We start from the raw sequence: 15,780 nt of genomic DNA, 5'->3' as shown, positions 1-15,780 counted from the left end.
AGGGAGAGAGGCGAATGGCAGTAGAACAATCCGATTTCGACGTGCTGATCGTCGGCGCCGGAATTTCCGGCATCGGCATGGCGGCGCACTTGGAAATGATGTGCCCCGGCCGCAGCTACACGGTCGTCGAGCGGCGCGAGAACCTCGGCGGAACCTGGGATCTGTTCCGCTATCCCGGCATCCGTTCGGACAGCGACATGCACACGCTCGGCTTCGTGTTCGAGCCGTGGAAGCACGAGAAATCGATCGCCGACGCGCCTGCCATCCTCGATTACCTGAACCGCATCGTCGACGAGCGCGGCATTCGCGGCAATATCCGCTACGGGCACAAGGTGCTGGCGGCCGACTGGCGCAGCAGCGAGGCGCGCTGGCACGTCACGGCCGAGCTGCCGGACGGGACCACGACCACCCTCACCGCCAACTTCCTCTACCTCGGCTCGGGCTACTACGACTACGACGATCCCTACGACCCGGGGTTCGACTTCGGCGAATTCGAAGGGCAGGTCGTGCATCCGCAGTTCTGGCCCGAGGATCTCGACTACGCCGGCAAGAAGGTCGTGGTGATCGGATCGGGCGCGACGGCCGTCACCATCGTGCCTGCGATGGCCAGGCAGGCGGGCCACGTTACCATGCTCCAGCGCACGCCGACCTGGATGTTCTCCCGCCCGGCGAAGGACCGGATCGCCAACTTCCTGCGCAAGATCCTGCCCGAGGAGGTCGCCTACCGGATCACTCGCTGGAAGAACATCAAGCTGCAGGACATCGGCTACAAGCGCGCCCGCGAACGGCCCGAGAAGGTCAAGGAGTTCCTGCACAAGCGCATCCGCAAGATCTTCGGCGGCCGCGACTACGACGTGGCTGCCTTCACTCCGCCCTACAATCCGTGGGAACAGCGGCTCTGCCTGGTGCCCGACGACGACCTGTTCGAAGCGATCAAGCGCGGCAAGGCGGACATCAAGACCGGCCGCATCGCACGCTTCGTGAAAGGCGGGATCGAACTCGATAGCGGCGAGGTCCTGCCTGCCGACGTCGTCGTCACCGCCACCGGATTGAAGCTCGCCATCGCGGGCAAGATCGCGGTCAGCCAGGACGGAGCGCCGGTCGATTTCGCGCAGCGCTATTATTACAAGGGCTGCATGTTCTCGAACCTGCCGAACCTGGCGGTGGTGTTCGGCTATCTCAACGCCAGCTGGACGCTGCGCGCCGATCTCAATTCGGATTACGTCTGCCGCCTGCTCAACGAGATGAAGGCCAAGGGCACCGACATTGCCGTGCCGGTGCTGAGCGAAGCCGAGGAGGCCGCGCTGGAGGAGGACGACATCTTCGATTTCTCGTCCGGCTACATCCAGCGGTCCAAGCATATCATGCCCAAGAACGCGGTCGACTTCCCGTGGCGGCTGAACCAGGAATACGTGCTCGACCGCAAGCGCATGGCGGAAGATCCGGTGGACGACGGCGTTATCGCCTTCCGCCGCGCGGGCGCGAACGCGAGCGTTCCCGAAGAGCAGCTCGAGGCGGCGGAATAACTCTCTCCCCTTCAGGGGAGAGATACGCAGGCTTGCGAGCGCAGCGAGCTAGCCGGAGTTGAGAGGGGGTTGGCGATCGTGAAAGGCGGCGTTGCGCGCCTCCCCCTCTCCCAACCCTCTCCCCTGAAGGGGAGAGGGCTAGCGGCTTGAGCTGCCTTCGCCTAACCGTTCTCCATGAGCGACCGCATCTACACCGCCGGCCTCGTCGTGATCGGCGACGAGATCCTCTCGGGCCGCACGCACGACCGGAACATCGCGCAAGTGGCGAGCTGGCTGCAGGTGCAGGGCATCCGCCTGTCCGAAGTGCGCGTGGTGCCGGACGTGCTCGACCGGATCGTGGCCGCGGTCAACGCGCTGCGGGCGGAAAACGACTATCTCTTCACCACCGGCGGGATCGGCCCGACGCACGACGACATCACCGTGGACGCGGTGGCGGCCGCACTCGGCGTTCCGGTGGTGATCCACCCGGAGGCGCGCGCGGTTCTCGAGCGCTACTATGCCGGCCGGGGCGGGCTCAACGAAGGGCGCCTGCGCATGGCGCGCGTGCCCGAAGGTGCCGAGCTGATTCCCAACCGCATGTCGGGCGCGCCGGGGATCAAGATCGGCAACGTCCACATGATGGCGGGGGTGCCGCACATCGCCGCGCAGATGCTCGACGCGCTGACCGGCACGCTGGAAGGCGGCGCTCCGCTGCTGAGCGAAACCGTGGGCGGCTACATTCCCGAAAGCGAAGTCGCCGTGCTGCTGCGCGAGGTCGAGCAGGCGCACGAGAACTGCCAGATCGGCAGCTATCCCTTCTTCCGCGAAGGCAAGGTGGGCGCGAACTTCGTCGTCCGCTCGACCGATCCCGATGCGCTGCAGAGCTGCGTCCACACGCTATGCGAAGGCCTCGGTGAACTGGGCTTCGACTTCACACCGGGCGGTATCTGAAGCGCCCGAGCCGGTGAAAACCCGGTTTTAACCTTGCATCGCTAAGCCTCCGCCTATGACGGGGGTCTACATCACGATCGACACCGAATACGCGTCGAGCCTCGCAGGCCTCGGCCGGGCGGAGAACTTCGCGCGCTCGATCGCGGGAGAGACGCCCGAGGGTCCCGCCGGCGTGTTCTACAAGATGCGCCTGATGGAGCGGCACGGCCTCAAGGGCGTGTTCTTCGTCGATCCCATGCCTGCGCTGCTGTGGGGGCGCGAGGCGATCGTCGATATCGTCCGCCCGATCGTGGAGGCGGGCCACGACGTCCAGCTCCACTGTCATACCGAATGGCTCGAACTGGCGGGCGGCGCCAATCCCCTCGGCGGGCGAACGGGCAGAAACATCGCCGACTTCCGGTTCGACGAACAGTGCGCAATCCTCGAATGGGCGCGCGACATGCTGATGGCCGCGGGCGCGCCGCGGCCGGTCGCCTTTCGCGCGGGCAACTACGGCGCGAACGACGACACCCTGCGCGCGCTCGCCGAGATCGGGCTCACTTACGATACGAGCCATACTCCGGGCATCGCCGATGGCGCGTGCTGCATCTCGCTCAGCCGCCGGCATCGCCGGCCGATCCGCCACTGCGGAGTGATCGAAGTGCCGACCGGCTGCATCCGCACCTTCGGCGGCGGCCTGCGCCACGCGCAGGTCACGGCGATCTCCTCGCGCGAGATGCTGGCGGCGATCCGCCACGCGCGCGATCACAACCTGTCGAGCTTCACGCTCGTCTCGCACAGCTTCGAACTGCTGTGCCGCGCGCGAATGCGGGTCAACGCGATCGTGCGCCGCCGGTTCGAGATCCTGTGCAGGGGCATCGCCGACATGCCGGGCGTGACCAGCGCGACGTATGCCGACAATCCGCCGGCCCCCTCGCCCTTCGCGAGCGTGCGCCCGGTGCTGCCGGCGAGCCGCATGCGCACCGGCATGCGCCTGGCCGAACAGTTCATCTCGAACAGCCTCTACGGCGCGAGCTGATGGGGGCGGAAACGCCGATCCGCTTCGTCGTCGGTTCGCGGCAGGTGCTCGCAGTGCCGCGGCGGCTGATCACGGTGGCCCATTCTCTCGAGCAGCTCGTCACCGGAACCTGCCGCGAGCTTCCCGGCCTGACGGACGATGCCGACGGCTACCGCGTGCTGTCGGCCCCCGCCGAAGCGGCCGAGCGGCTGATCGCGCATCATCGCCACATGATTCCCGGCGGCATCCAGCGCTACCGCCGGCACTACATCGCGATGGACGGCGGCTTCGAGAGTTACATGGCCGGCTTCTCGGGCAAGACCCGCTCGACGCTGCGGCGCAAGCTGCGCCGGTTCGCCGAGGCGGACGGCGGCGCGCTGGATCTGCGCGAGTATCGCGGCGCGGCGGGCGTCGACGCTTTCATGGAAGCCGCGCTGCCGCTGTCGCGCGCAACCTATCAGGGCCGATATCTCGATGCCGGGCTCCCCGAGGCGGCTGCGGAGCAGACCCGGCTGCGCGATGCCGCGGCTGCGGATCGCCTGCGGGCCTTCATCCTGTTCCTGAACGGGGAGCCGGCGAGCTACCTCTGCCTTCCAGTCGAGGGCGATACGCTCGTCTACGCCTGGCTCGGCTATCATCCGGACACCGCCCATCTCTCGCCCGGCACCGTCCTCCAGCTCGCGGCGCTGGAGCGCCTCTTCGCGGAGCGGCGGTTCCGGTTCTTCGACTTCACGGAAGGGAACGGCGCGCACAAGGCGCTGTTCGGCACTGCCTCTGCCGAGGCGGCGAGCTTCTTCCTTCTGCGCGGCCGCGGGGCCAACCGGCTTCTGCTCGGCGCTCTGGCTGCCTTCGACGGCTCGGTGGCCAGAGCGAAGCGCATGGCCGGCCGAAGCGGCGTGCTCGCGGGCGCACGCCGGCTGCTCAAGCGCTAGCGCCTAGAGATCGATCGTCCGGTCCTGCCGCTCGTCGAGGTCCTCGCGCAGCTTGCGGGCGCCGCGCTCCGATTGCTCGACCGTGCGGTTGCCGTCCTGCTTGTTCCTCATCCAGACGTAGATCGCCACGACGAGGAGAATGATCGGGCCGAGAATGACGGCGACGCCCCAGATGGAACTCATCGGTCTGCTCCTTGAATCAGCTTACCGAGGGAACGCGCCGCAGGGCCGATCTTTCCGGCGCACAAAGAGAAAGGGCCGGGAAGATCGCTCCTCCCGGTCCTCAATCGCGTCAATCAGGATGGATCAGGCGCCTTCGACCTCGGCGAGGTCGAGCTTGAGGCCCGGGCCCATCGAGCTCGTCAGCGTGACCTTGCGGACATACTTGCCCTTGGCGCCGCTCGGCTTGGCCTTCACCACGGCATCGGTCAGCGCCTTGAAGTTCTTCAGCAGGTCCTCGTCCTTGAACGAGAGCTTGCCGATGCCGGAATGGATGATGCCCTGCTTCTCGACGCGGAATTCGACCTGGCCCGCCTTGGCGTCCTTCACGGCCTGTTCCACGTTCGGCGTCACGGTGCCGAGCTTCGGGTTCGGCATCAGGCCCTTGGGACCCAGAATCTTACCAAGGCGGCCGACCACGCCCATCATGTCGGGCGTCGCGATCACGCGGTCGTAGTCGAGGTTCCCGTTCTGCATGTCTTCCATCAGGTCCTCGGCACCGACCTTGTCGGCCCCGGCGGCCAGCGCCTTGTCGGCGTTGTCGCCGCGCGCGAAGACCGCGACCTTGACGTCCTTGCCCGTGCCCGAAGGCAACGAGACCATGCCACGGACCATCTGGTCGGCGTGGCGCGGATCGACGCCGAGGTTCATCGCGACCTCGACCGTCTCGTCGAACTTCTTGCTCGCGTACTGGCGCAGGGTGCTCAGCGCCTCTTCGACGTTGTAGAGCTTCTCGGCGTCGAGCTCGGCGAGCGTCTTCTGCTTCTTCGTCAGCTTTGCCATCGGATCAGCCCTCCACCACTTCGAGGCCCATCGAACGCGCGGAGCCTTCGATGATCTTGGTCGCCTGCTCGATATCGTTCGCGTTGAGATCCTTCATCTTGGTCTCTGCGATCTCGGCAAGCTGCGAGCGCTTGATCGTTCCGGCCGAAACCTTGCCCGGCTCCTTCGAGCCCGACTTGAGCTTGGCCGCACGCTTGATCAGGAAGCTCGCGGGCGGAGTCTTGGTGACGAAAGTGAACGAGCGATCCGCATAGACCGTGATGATGGTCGGGATCGGCATCGACTTTTCGAGATCCTGCGTCGCGGCGTTGAACGCCTTGCAGAATTCCATGATGTTGACGCCGCGCTGGCCCAGCGCGGGGCCGATCGGCGGGCTGGGGTTGGCAACGCCAGCCGGCACCTGCAGCTTGATATAGCCGGTGATCTTCTTGGCCATGAGGCCACTCCTTTCTCACTGTCGGCCCCGCGCGAACGCAGAGCCTCATGGTAAGCGGTCAAGCGGTCTACCGGGGCAGACCTCCCGCAATGGTTCCCGGTGCTGTCGCGTGGGAAGGCGCGCAGATAGCGCGCACGGGGCAAAATGCAAGCGATAGTGCCTGCGGGGGCGGCGCAAGGTGACGCCGGCGCCTGACACTCATGCGGGGTTTTGGCATGTGTAAACTTGGTGTGTTTTCCCTTTCACGCCAGATACTTGCAGATCGCCCGCGCGCACCGGATGTGACTTTCCGATCGTGAAGACCGCATCGGTGTCACCTTGTCCGTCGCCCCCTGACGAGGAGGAGATTGCCGGCATGCCAACGCGCGAATCGTTCATCGAATAGAACATACGAGGAACATAGACAGAAATCGTGCATGTAGGAAAGGATCACATGAAATCGCCCGGCAGCCCCGCCTGACCCCGTTCCCGTCCACCATCCCGGCGAAAGCTGGGATCGGGTGCAGCAAGGACGACGGCCCGGCGGCCAGCCATTCCAGCTTTCGCTGGATGACGGTGGGTGGGTGCGAGTGTGGACGTGTGTGGGCCGGACGGCGAACGCCGCCTCGGCCGTTACTTGACCAGTTCGACCTGTTCGAAGTCGAGCTCAACCGGCGTGGCACGGCCGAAGATCGAGACGCTGACCTTGACCTTCGCCTTGTCGAAATCGAGTTCTTCCACCACGCCGTTGAAGCTCGCGAACGGGCCGTCGAGCACCTTGACCTGATCGCCGATCTCGTAATCGACGCTGATGTCCTTCTTCGGTGCGGACTTCGCTTCCGCCACGCCGCCGAAATAGCGCGCGGCCTCCTTCTCGGAGATCGGCTGCGGCTTGTTGCCCGAGCCGAGAAAGCCGGTGACCTTGGGCGTATTCTTGACCAGGTGGTAGACGTCGTCGGTCAGCCGCAGCTTGGCGAGCACGTAGCCGGGCATGAACTTGCGTTCGACCTGGACCTTCTTGCCCCGCTTGACCTCGGTCACGGTCTCGGTCGGAACCTGCACTTCCTCCACGGCCTCCGACAGGCCCAGCCGTTCGGCCTCCGAAATGATTGCATCGCGGACCTTGTTCTCGAAACCCGAATAGGCGTGGATGATGTACCAACGAGCCATTGTGATCCCTGTCGTATCTTTTGTGTGTTTTCGATCAGGCGATCGTCAGCAGCCAGCGCACCACTGCGCCGAAGGCCGAATCGATGCCGAGAAAGAACAGCGAGAGAATCAGCATCATGATCCCGACGAAGATCGACGTACGGACCGTCTCTTCGCGTGACGGCCATACCACCTTGCTGCCTTCGGCACGGACCTGGCGGATGAACTCCCCGGGGCTGGTCTTGGCCATGTGCTCTCTCGCTCTTGCCTGAAAATTCCTGTCGTGCCTTCCGGAATGGGACCATCGCCGCCCCGGTTCAAGTCCGGGAGGGGCTTTTAAGGCTCCGATGTCGGAAGGCGGGCTGCATCTAGGCGGCATGGCGCGCAAAAGCAAGGCGGTGCCGCATGGAGGGACAAACCGGTTGCAGTGGAAACTTGGGGCTGGTCCTCATGGCATCGCGCCGTTAGCCTGAACGCCATTCCAAGGGACTTATGAGGGGATAAAGCGAATGGCAGCAGGCCAAGCACCAGCGACGCTGGGCGAACGATTGATTGCACCGGTCACCAACGTATCCGATTTCATCTGGGGCGGGACATGGAACGGCGAGCAGTTGATCCCCATCCCGCCGCTCGCCGTGATCCTGCTCGGCGTCGGGCTCTGGATCATGATCGGCCTTCGCTTTTATCCGATCGTCAAGTTCGGCGCTGCGGTGCGCGGACTCTTTGCAGGCCGGAAAGGATCCGGCCGGGGCGAGATCAGCCCCTTCGCCGCGCTCTCCACTGCGCTCTCCGGGCAAGTCGGCACAGGCAATCTGGCAGGCGTCGCCACGGCGATCGCACTTGGCGGGCCGGGGGCCGTGTTCTGGATGTGGATCACTGCGCTGTTCGGCATGGCGCTGGCCTTCGCCGAAGGCAGCCTCGCCATCCGTTATCGTGAGACCACTTCCGACGGCGTCGCTCGCGGCGGACCAATGACCTACATCATGCTGGGCCTGGGCCCGAAATGGACCTGGCTCGCCATCGTGTTCTGTATCGGCACGCTGTTTTCCGCACTGGTCACCGGCAACTCGATCCAGGCCAACGAAGTGGCGAGCGGCCTCAACGAGCTGTTCGGATTCGAGCGGTGGCTGGGCGGGCTGATCGTGGCGATCGCGGTATTCGTGGTGATTATTGGCGGCATCAAGTCGATCGGCAGCGTGGCGGAAAAGGTCGTCCCCTTCATGGCCGCCGCCTATATCGTGATGGCAGTGGTCGCGTTGATCCTCAATTTCGGCGATCTGCCCGAAACTTTCGGCCGCATCTTCAATGGAGCGTTCAACGTGCAGAGCGCCACAGGAGGCTTCGCTGGTGCGGCGATCATCCTCGCGATCCGTGCCGGCGTCGCTCGCGGGCTGTTCTCGAACGAGGCGGGTCAGGGCTCGACCCCGATCGCGCACGCCGTGGCGCAGACCGACGATCCCGAACAGCAGGGCCGCATGGCGATGCTCGGCACCTTCATCGATACGATCGTGATCTGCACCATGACCGCGCTCGTCATCCTGACGGTGCAGGGCGACTTCACCTACAACGGACAGCCGGTGGATCACGTGTGGCAGTCCGACCTCGGAACCACCGCAATGTCGGGCTTCGTGACGACATCAGGCGCGTTCGCCGCGGCTTTCCCGTTCGAAATCGGATCGATCCCGCTGGGCACGCTGATCGCCAGCATCGCGCTGATCCTGTTCGTCTTCACCACCCTGTTGACGTGGTCTTATTACGGCGAGCGCGCGATCACGTTCATCTACGACCGCGTGCCCGGCTCCACCCGTGGCGGCGAGCGCGTGCTCCACATGATCTGGCGGGTGATCTGGTGCATCGCCATCTTCATCGGCGCGATGCAGCCTTCCGAGCTCGTCTGGCGGCTGGGCGATATCTCGAATGCGACGATGGCGCTGCCCAACCTGCTCGCGCTGGCGCTCCTGTCGGGTGTGGTGTTCAAGCTGGCGCGCGGCGAGCGAAAGGCCGGGCGCGACTACCGCAGCGAAACGCCGGAAGAGCCCGAGGAATACTGACGGCCGACCGGCAAGAAGAAGGGGCCGGACACCTGCGTGTCCGGCCCCTTCCCTTTTTTTGATCGTCCGACCGGGCGACCGGATTCTAGCGGGCGCCGAACAGGCGGGCGAGAAATCCGGGTTCTTCCATCGGCCGGATCGGTCCGTGCATCAGGTATCGCAGCGAAGCGTCGCGATGCGGGCGGGGTTGGACCCACCGGTCGGGACGACTGCTGCGGAAGGAATAACTAGACATGGCATTGTCTCCATGAACACTCGTACCTTCCGTCCGACGCATACAATGACCGGTTCGGCGCAGCGGTTCCCGGTGTCGACATAGCGGCGTCGCCGCGCGGGGTGAGGCGAAGCGTCGCAGCCGTTTCAGCGAGGGGGTTCCCGCGTGGGGCAAATTTTTCAGGAGCTGTGGCGCGAATGCCATCGCGGCCGATATCGCCTGGCAGGGGTGACAGGATTCGAACCCGTGGCCCTCGGTTTTGGAGACCGATGCTCTACCAACTGAGCTACACCCCTGCAGGCGGAAGCGCCCTCTAAAGCCAAGCAGGGTGGATGGCAAGGCGGCGCGCGCATGGCGCTAGGAACTTCGCCCCATGCGCGATAGAGGCGGCGGTCATGCACGCGCCCGCGCAAGGCCCGATCCCCGGCGATCTCCTGCTGCTCGCCTATCGCAACGGGATCTTCCCGATGGCGGACGGCCGCGACGACCCGGAAGTGTTCTGGGTGGAGCCGCGCAAGCGCGCGATCATTCCGCTCGACCGGTTCCATTGCTCGCGCTCGCTGCGCAAGGTCCTGCGGCACGGCGAACTCACCGTCACCTGCGACCGCGCCTTCGAGGAAGTCCTGCGCGCCTGCGCGGCGCCGCGGCCGGACCACGAGGGGACCTGGATCAACCGCCGGATCGAGGAGAGCTTCTGCACCCTTCACCTTGAGGGGCACGCCCATTCGCTCGAATGCTGGCGGGGCGGCGAGCTGGTCGGTGGGCTCTACGGCCTCGCGCTCGACCGCGCGTTCTGCGGCGAGAGCATGTTCAGCCGTGCCGACAACGCGTCCAAGGTGGCGCTCGCGTGGCTGGTGGCGCTGATGCGGCGCGCCGGCTTCGTGCTGCTCGACTGCCAGTTCATGACGCCCCACCTCGCTTCGATGGGCGCGGTGGAGATCTCACAGCAGCGCTACTGCGCCTTGCTGGAAGATGCGCGGGGCGAACCGCGCATGACACTGGCCGAAGCCTACGACTCGCTGCTGGCGGAGGCCGAGCCGCCCTCTTCGCCCGGGAACGTCATCGCGCAATCCTTCACCCAGACGTCGTAGATCGGGTGCTCGACCACGTTCAGGCTGGGCGAGTTCTTGAACAGCCAGCCGGAAAAGGTCTTGTCCCACACGCCCTCGTCGCCCGCCTGACGGACGAAGACCTGGACGAACGCGCCCGTCTCGTGCGGCAGTTCCCAGGGCGGGGTACGCTCGCAGGCGGCGAGGCGGACGATCACGTCGCCCACGCGGCGCGACTCGCCCGGTTGCATCTCGAGATCCTGCGACAGGTTGTTGCGCTTGTTGAGCAGGCCCAGCGTGGCGACCCGGTCTTCCATCGGCGTCCCCGCGCCGACCTCGCCGACGGGCACGGGCGGCGCGCTGGTGCGCATGCTTTCGGGAATCTCGGTCTCGACCGGCTCCGGCGCAGGTGCTTCCTGCGTGCAGGCGGCGAGCGCCGCCGCCAGTGGCAGCGCGAGGGCGAGCCGGCCCACGCTCAGCTGTCCGGCGACCACGCTTCGTAGTCGCCCGTTGCCGCCGCGCGGCGCCCGCCGCGCTGCAGCGCCCCCTGCGGCAGGTAGGCCGCCTCCGTCCCCGTCGCGTTCGGCGTGTAGTCGGCCTCCCAGATCCGGGCCGGCGGCAAGCGGCTCTCGGGCACGTCGTCGAACTGGCCGTGCAGCCAGCCATGCCATTCGGGCGGCACGCGGCTGGCGTCGTTCGCGCCGTCGTAGATCACCCAGCGGCGCTCCCGCCCGTCGGGCGACTTCTTGCGCGAACGGAAGTAGCGGTTTCCCTGCGCATCGGTGCCGACTTCGACCCCGTGGCGCCAGCTATGGAGCAGCGTGCCGATCGTCGCGCCGTTCCACCAGGTGAAGATCTTGGCCAGGAAGTTCATGGAGCGGGCGGTTAGCCGATTCGCCCCGCGCGGCCAAGCGCGCAATCGAGAACGGCCGCGATTACCATTCGACCGTGTCGCCCGGCTCGATCCCGAGCTCGGCCGCACGGCCCCCGGGGATTTCGAGCACCGCGCCCGTCAGCCCGACGGCGGAAACCGAATCGAGCGAATAGGGAACGGTCTCGGCGGCGATGTTCAGGATCCGCCCGTCCTCGCCCACGAAGATGATGTCGAGCGGCAGCGGGGTGTTCTTCATCCAGAAGCTCGCCACGTCCGGCGGATTGCGCGGGAAGAGCATGCCCTCGTTCGGCCCGAGCTCAGTCCGGAACATGAGCCCGCGTGCCTGCTCCTGCGCGGTGCGCGCGACTTCGACCGTGAAGGCGTGGCGCTTGCCGTCGCTGACCACCGTGAGCGGGATCGTTTCGAGCCCCGAGACCGGATGGCGGCTCGCGGTGGTCTCGGCAGGGGCGGCAGCCCCCGCGCCGGCCTGGGGCGAGCAGGCCACCGCGAATGCGGCAGCGAGAAGGGAAAGCAGTCGGCGCATCTATCGATCCTCTTCTTCGGCAGCAGCCTCCGCCACCCATTGCTCGGCGTCCTCGACGTCCTTCGCGTCCACTACCGCGCGGGCGTCGTCAAATCCATGCCCGGCGCGGATCATTGCGGCGATCTGCTTCTCGCGTCGGTCGCGCTCGGGCACCTCCCCCGCGAACGGTCCGAAGCGCCGCCTGCGCGCGAGCGTCAGAGCGGCTTCGCGCCGCGCCCGCTCGCCCGGCCGGGCACCGACGCGCAGCTCCTCGTCTATTCCGGCCCCGCGCAATGCCTGGTCGATCCGGCGCGCGCCATATCCGCTGCGCAGCAGCCCCCCGGCCCGCGCCCGGGCGTAGGCTTCATCGTCAATGTAGCCCAGTTCGACGAATCGCGCGGCGATCGCAGCGGGATCGGCAGGGCGCTCGCCATCCCACCCGCGCTCGCGCAGCTTGCGCACCAGATAGCCCTCCAACTTCGCCGCCGTGGTGGCGAAACGCGCGACATAGGCGAGCGCGAGTTCCTCCAGCCGCGCGGCATCGAGCGGCTTCGGCGGGCGCTTCCTGCGCCTCTCCTGCGTTCCTTCACGAACCATGCGGCCTTATTCGTGCCACACTCGTTGGGAAATGGGAAAGTTTGAAACGACGGCGAGGAAGGGATAAGGGCGCCGGTAGGGGACAATGAAAGCGCTATATTGCGCGCTAATGACGGGTACCGCCTCCAGACATGACCGATTTCAACCTGATTCCGACCCCGAACGACTGCGCCTTACCGCGTCGCAGGTCGGATTTCGCCACCTTCAACGAGGCGGTCGACTACGCCGCCCGTAGCGAGAAGGGCCTCAATTTCCACGATATGCGCGGCACGCTGGAGCGTGCCTATTCCTACGGCGAAATGCGCGAAGACGCGCTGGCGATGGCGCGGCGGCTGGTCGCGGCCGGGATCGGCAAGGAAGACCGCGTGGCCCTCGTCGCCGAGACCGGGCCGGACTTCGCCGCCCTGTTCTGCGCCTGCGTCTATGCCGGCGCATGGCCGGTGCCCCTGCCCCTGCCGACCAGCTTCGGCGGCAAGGAGAGCTATATCGAGCAGCTCGCAGTGCAGCTCGAAAGCTCTGACCCGAAGATCCTCATCTATCCGCCCGAAATCGCCGAAATGGCGCAGGCCGCCGCCGACCGGCAGGGCTGCGAAGGGACCGATTGGGCAAGCTTCGCGGAGCGTGAGGCGCCCGAATGCGAACTGCCCGAAGCGCAGCCGGACGACATCTGCTATCTGCAGTACTCCTCCGGCTCGACCCGTTTCCCGACCGGCGTGGCGGTCACGCACGAGGCGCTGCTGCACAACCTCTACGGCCATGCCACGATGGTCGATCTGGGCGAGAACGACCGCGTGGTGAGCTGGCTGCCGTGGTATCACGACATGGGGCTGGTCGGCTGCTTCCTCTCGCCGATCGCGAACCAGGCCTCGGTCGATTACCTCAAGACCGAGCATTTCGCGCGCCGCCCGCTCGCCTGGCTCGACCTGATCAGCCGCAACAAGGGCAACACGCTCTCCTACTCGCCGACCTTCGGCTACGACATCTGCGCCCGGCGCATCTCGAGCCAGAGCAGCGTGTCCGAGCGCTTCGACCTCTCGCGCTGGCGCACCGCGGGCAACGGAGCGGACATGATCCGGCCCGACGTGATGCAGAGCTTCGTCAACGCCTTCGCCGACGCGGGCTTCCGCGCCAGCGCCTTCACCCCAAGCTACGGCCTTGCCGAAGCGACGCTCGCGGTCACCGTCATGCCGCCGGGCGAAGGCATCCGCGTCGAACTGGTGGAGGAGGAGCGCCTGTCGGGCACGCGGGCCGATTTCTCCCGCCCTGCCCGCTACCGCGCCATCGTGAACTGCGGCAAGCCGCTCCCGGGCATGGAGGTCGAGATCCGTGGGGAGAACGGCGAGGCCAAGGGCGATCACAAGATCGGCAAAGTCTGGTGCCGCGGCAAGAGCGTCATGCATTCCTACTTCCGCAACGAGGAGGCGACCAACGACTGCCTCGTCGCCAAAGAAAACGGGGACGTCTGGCTCGATACGGGCGACATGGGCTACATGGCGGGCGGCTACCTGTTCATCGTCGGCCGCGCGAAGGACATGATCATCATCAACGGCAAGAACCACTGGCCACAGGACATCGAGTGGGCGGTGGAGCAGTTGCCGGGCTTCAACCACGGCGATATCGCCGCGTTCTCGGTCGAGACCGAGAACGGCGAGGAAGCGCCGGCAGTGCTGGTCCATTGCCGCGTGTCCGACCCTGAGGAGCGCGTGCGCCTGCACGAGCAGATCCGCGACAAGGTCCGTTCGATCACCGGCATGAACTGCGTCGTCGAGCTGGTCCCCCCGCGCACCCTGCCCCGCACCAGTTCGGGCAAGCTCAGCCGCGCCAAGGCCAAGCGGCTCTACCTCGCCGGCGAGATCCAGCCGCTGCCCCTGATGGAAGCCGCCTGACCCCGCTTCCCCGACAAGCCTAGCCGCCCTCGTCCTGAGCCCACGCGACCCGCACCTCTCCGGTGCGGACGTCGCTCAGGATGGCCTGCGCGCCGTTTCCGACCAGGAGCGAGCGAACGGTTTCGGCCTGTACCTCGGGCCCGGAGACCGTCAGGCTCCGGCCCAGCCGCTGTGCCGCCCAGGCGGCGAGTACGATCGCTTCGCGCGCCGCGTCGTCGGGGGCCTCACCGTCGAACGCCACCGACGGGAGCGTTGCAACGGGCGGAATCAGCTCGACCCGCCATTCGGGCTCGGTCGCGGTGATCCGGCGCTCGAGCGCGGCATAGGTTTCGAGTGTGGCGCCGGGCAGGACCTCCGCGCGCACCAGCGCCCGGCGACGCTGGCGATCGACGAGAATGTCGTTCTCCTCGACTCCTGCCGCCAGCGCCAGCCGCGCCGTAAGTTCCTCGAGCCGGTTGCGGGCCGCTTCCTCCTCGGCCAGCTTGGCAGAGGCAAGCTGGGCCTCCTCCGCGCTTTCTTCATCGCGAACGAGGAACTGCTTGAGTTGCACGTCGACCCTCGTGCCGAGAAGACGCGCGAGATTTTCCTCCGAGCGGACTTCCGCATCGGGTTCCAGTCGCGTTGTCCACACGAAGGCGGACACCCCCACCGGTTCGCCGTCGAACTCGATCTCCGGCTGCGAGAGGCGCGAGGAAGTGCCGAAGTTCGCCGCAAGCTCGCTTCGTACCTGCCGGGCAGCGCTCGCTTCCCAGGCGATCTGGCGCAGGGAGAAGCCGAGCGGCACCGCAAGGGCAATGAACACCGCGGCGAGCACGAAATTCTGCCAGCGGGTCTGCCTCTCCGATAAGGTCGTGCTGAACCCGTAGAGACGCGCCATTGCCCAGACCGTGAGCGCGATCATGACGAAGTTGGTCACGTAAAGCAGCAGGGCACCGGTAAAGACCGTCCAGTTCAACGTCGCGAGTCCGAACCCGATTACGGCCAGCGGCGGCATGAGGGCGGTGGCGATCGCCACGCCGACGATCGTCCCCTCACGGCCGCGGATCATGGCGTAGGCGCCCGCCATGGCGGAGAACAAGGCCACCAGAAGATCGAACAGATTGGGCCGAGTGCGCGAGGCGATCTCGCTCGTGATGTCCTGCAACGGCGAAAGGAATACGATGAAGGCGCAGAGCCCGATCGCCATCAACGTGCCCCAGGCGAGCGAATTCGCCGACTGACGCATCCAGCGGTAATCGCCGATCGCCAGGGCAAACCCGAGTCCCATGATCGGATCCATCAGCGGCGACAGCAGCATCGCGCCTATCACCACTGCAGGGGAGGAGAGAAGCAAGCCGAGAACCGCGATGCCGGCCGACATTGCCGTCATGAACAGATAGCGCGAGGAAAGCGCGCACTCCTCCCGCCGCTTGGCGATCACCTCTCCCTGCTCGACGGTGTCGACCACCGCCTCGCGCCACCATCGGCGGAAGCTCACCACCACGCGCAGGAACGACCACTGAGGCCGTCCCGCGGCGCTCGTATCGCCGTTTGCGACGGCTTTCCCACTCATCGAACCACTGTCCATCGCCGGGCTTTAGCGCTTGCCTTGCGCCGAAAAAAGCCGACATTCCGTCGAGGACGGTGAGCGCCCCC

The 15,780-nt window shown here is 66.3% G+C and carries 17 protein-coding genes and 1 tRNA gene; 7 read left to right on the top strand and 11 right to left on the bottom strand.

The features are described 5' to 3' along the window. Positions 1-14: 14 nt before the first annotated feature. The 4 genes from AC3A5N_RS08890 (at position 15) to AC3A5N_RS08875 (ending at position 4,385) form a co-directional block, all read left to right on the top strand. Entirely contained in the window at positions 15-1,526 is a 1,512-nt protein-coding gene (locus tag AC3A5N_RS08890; RefSeq protein ID WP_487736961.1) for a flavin-containing monooxygenase, read from the top strand. 174 nt (positions 1,527-1,700) lie between these two features. After that, the gene (locus tag AC3A5N_RS08885) at positions 1,701-2,456 is read left to right on the top strand and encodes a competence/damage-inducible protein A (RefSeq protein ID WP_487736960.1); all 756 of its coding nucleotides are present in this window, start codon (positions 1,701-1,703) and stop codon (positions 2,454-2,456) included. 55 nt (positions 2,457-2,511) lie between these two features. Beyond that, positions 2,512-3,474 carry a polysaccharide deacetylase family protein gene (locus tag AC3A5N_RS08880; protein WP_487736959.1) on the top strand — a complete coding sequence of 321 codons (963 nt, stop codon included), beginning with the start codon at positions 2,512-2,514 and terminating at the stop codon, positions 3,472-3,474. Further along, the gene (locus AC3A5N_RS08875; protein ID WP_487736958.1) at positions 3,474-4,385 is read left to right on the top strand and encodes a GNAT family N-acetyltransferase; all 912 of its coding nucleotides are present in this window, start codon (positions 3,474-3,476) and stop codon (positions 4,383-4,385) included. Before AC3A5N_RS08880 ends, AC3A5N_RS08875 begins: the two co-directional genes overlap by 1 nt. A gap of 3 nt (positions 4,386-4,388) precedes the next feature. On the opposite strand, the gene AC3A5N_RS08870 is transcribed toward AC3A5N_RS08875, so the two are convergent. The 5 genes from AC3A5N_RS08870 to secE form a co-directional block, all read right to left on the bottom strand. Then, entirely contained in the window at positions 4,389-4,568 is a 180-nt protein-coding gene (locus AC3A5N_RS08870; RefSeq protein ID WP_487736957.1) for a hypothetical protein, read from the bottom strand. Positions 4,569-4,691: 123 nt separating this feature from the next. Next, positions 4,692-5,387 carry a 50S ribosomal protein L1 gene (gene rplA, locus AC3A5N_RS08865; protein ID WP_487736956.1) on the bottom strand — a complete coding sequence of 232 codons (696 nt, stop codon included), beginning with the start codon at positions 5,385-5,387 and terminating at the stop codon, positions 4,692-4,694. 4 nt (positions 5,388-5,391) lie between these two features. Then, complete coding sequence (rplK, locus tag AC3A5N_RS08860) at positions 5,392-5,823, bottom strand: 50S ribosomal protein L11 (protein WP_119513976.1); 432 nt, start codon at positions 5,821-5,823, stop codon at positions 5,392-5,394. A gap of 612 nt (positions 5,824-6,435) precedes the next feature. After that, positions 6,436-6,972 carry a transcription termination/antitermination protein NusG gene (gene nusG, locus AC3A5N_RS08855; protein WP_487736955.1) on the bottom strand — a complete coding sequence of 179 codons (537 nt, stop codon included), beginning with the start codon at positions 6,970-6,972 and terminating at the stop codon, positions 6,436-6,438. Between the two features lie 34 nt (positions 6,973-7,006). After that, positions 7,007-7,201, bottom strand: coding sequence for a preprotein translocase subunit SecE (gene secE, locus AC3A5N_RS08850; protein ID WP_203110823.1), 195 nt, complete (start codon positions 7,199-7,201; stop codon positions 7,007-7,009). 259 nt (positions 7,202-7,460) lie between these two features. Between secE and AC3A5N_RS08845 the strand changes: the two genes are divergently transcribed. Next, the gene (locus AC3A5N_RS08845; protein WP_487736954.1) at positions 7,461-9,002 is read left to right on the top strand and encodes an alanine/glycine:cation symporter family protein; all 1,542 of its coding nucleotides are present in this window, start codon (positions 7,461-7,463) and stop codon (positions 9,000-9,002) included. A gap of 434 nt (positions 9,003-9,436) precedes the next feature. Here the strand turns inward: AC3A5N_RS08845 and AC3A5N_RS08840 are convergent. Further along, positions 9,437-9,512, bottom strand: a tRNA-Trp gene (locus tag AC3A5N_RS08840). A gap of 99 nt (positions 9,513-9,611) precedes the next feature. On the opposite strand from AC3A5N_RS08840, the gene aat reads away from it, so the two are divergent. Further along, positions 9,612-10,307, top strand: a complete 696-nt coding sequence (gene aat, locus AC3A5N_RS08835) for a leucyl/phenylalanyl-tRNA--protein transferase (RefSeq protein WP_487736953.1) — start codon at positions 9,612-9,614, stop codon at positions 10,305-10,307. Here the strand turns inward: aat and AC3A5N_RS08830 are convergent. From AC3A5N_RS08830 to AC3A5N_RS08815, 4 genes are all read right to left on the bottom strand, one after another. Continuing rightward, positions 10,226-10,738: a DUF2155 domain-containing protein gene (locus AC3A5N_RS08830; RefSeq protein WP_487736952.1), complete on the bottom strand. Its 513-nt coding sequence runs from the start codon at positions 10,736-10,738 to the stop codon at positions 10,226-10,228. The genes aat and AC3A5N_RS08830 overlap by 82 nt on opposite strands. A gap of 2 nt (positions 10,739-10,740) precedes the next feature. Next, complete coding sequence (locus AC3A5N_RS08825; RefSeq protein WP_487736951.1) at positions 10,741-11,139, bottom strand: NADH:ubiquinone oxidoreductase subunit NDUFA12; 399 nt, start codon at positions 11,137-11,139, stop codon at positions 10,741-10,743. Between the two features lie 61 nt (positions 11,140-11,200). Then, on the bottom strand, positions 11,201-11,683 hold the full coding sequence (locus AC3A5N_RS08820) for a DUF192 domain-containing protein (protein ID WP_487736950.1): 483 nt from the start codon (positions 11,681-11,683) through the stop codon (positions 11,201-11,203). Further along, on the bottom strand, positions 11,684-12,259 hold the full coding sequence (locus AC3A5N_RS08815; RefSeq protein WP_487736949.1) for a regulatory protein RecX: 576 nt from the start codon (positions 12,257-12,259) through the stop codon (positions 11,684-11,686). Between the two features lie 131 nt (positions 12,260-12,390). Between AC3A5N_RS08815 and AC3A5N_RS08810 the strand changes: the two genes are divergently transcribed. After that, positions 12,391-14,145, top strand: a complete 1,755-nt coding sequence (locus tag AC3A5N_RS08810) for a fatty acyl-AMP ligase (RefSeq protein ID WP_487736948.1) — start codon at positions 12,391-12,393, stop codon at positions 14,143-14,145. Between the two features lie 19 nt (positions 14,146-14,164). Here AC3A5N_RS08810 and AC3A5N_RS08805 read toward each other — a convergent pair whose 3' ends face one another. Then, positions 14,165-15,697 (bottom strand): TIGR00341 family protein, encoded by a 1,533-nt coding sequence (locus tag AC3A5N_RS08805; protein ID WP_487736947.1) that lies wholly within the window; start codon positions 15,695-15,697, stop codon positions 14,165-14,167. Positions 15,698-15,780: the final 83 nt, after the last annotated feature.

The sequence above is a fragment of the Pelagerythrobacter sp. Soil_C_18 genome (assembly GCF_057657235.1).
This window is presented reverse-complemented; position numbering and strand designations above follow the sequence as displayed.